This window comes from Variovorax sp. P4_D9, from assembly GCF_056401695.1.
This window is the reverse complement of sequence record NZ_JBFUIU010001642.1, coordinates 1-785: the sequence shown is the minus strand read 5'-3', so window position 1 is coordinate 785 and position 785 is coordinate 1. Positions and strand designations below refer to the sequence as shown.

General features: G+C 68.3%; 1 pseudogene. It reads left to right on the top strand.

The features are described from left to right. Positions 1-202 precede the first annotated feature (202 nt). Positions 203-785, top strand: a pseudogene (locus tag AC1DY5_RS57475) (hypothetical protein); the annotation flags it as partial.

Here is a 785-nt window from a genome sequence, read left to right as displayed (position 1 = left end):
GCACGGCGCTGCTCGACACCTGGCTCTTCAATGTCGAGGCGCCCGAGTAAGGCGTCGATTTGCGCTGCTGGCGCCAAGCGAGTTCTCCTCTCCCAATGGTCTATTGCGCGGTGCGGAGACGGATGCCAGAATTTTCAGCATCGATCGGCTCATCCACTGACGGGCCAGCTGGTCCGTCTCGCTCTCGAGAGGGGGAAACGCCATGCCATCGCAGCAGCGCCACATCTTCGAGCTTCGGGTATCGTCGAAGACAGCCCTGGCGATCGCTTCGTCCAGCCTGCTGTTGGCCGGCGGCGCCGGCGCCGGGGGGCCGGCATCCTCATTCGATCCTCTGCTGTCCGAACCGGGGCGGGCCTGCGGGCCGGTGGTGACCGGGCCGCCCGCGATGCTCAAGGCACTGATCCGCGTCAAGAGCGAGACGGCGCCCTTCCAGCCGGTGCCCATGCAGGCCGCCGGGGGCAGCGTGCCGCTCTATAGGGACCTCGGCGCCCTCGCCTTCCCGATCAGCACCCGCGACCCCAAGGCGCAGGCCTACTTCAACCAGGGGCTGCGCCTGTCCTTCGCCTTCAACCACGCCGAGGCGCAACGCGCGTTCCAGGCCGCGCAGAAGCTCGATCCCCAATGCGCCATGTGCTTCTGGGGCGAGGCGCTGGTGCTGGGCCCGAACATCAACGTACCGATGATGCCGGAGGCCAACGCGCCGGCGCTGGCCGCGCTGGCCAGGGCGTCGGCGCTCAAGGGGCAGGCGAGCGAGAAGGAACGGATGCTGATCGGCGCACTCGAGA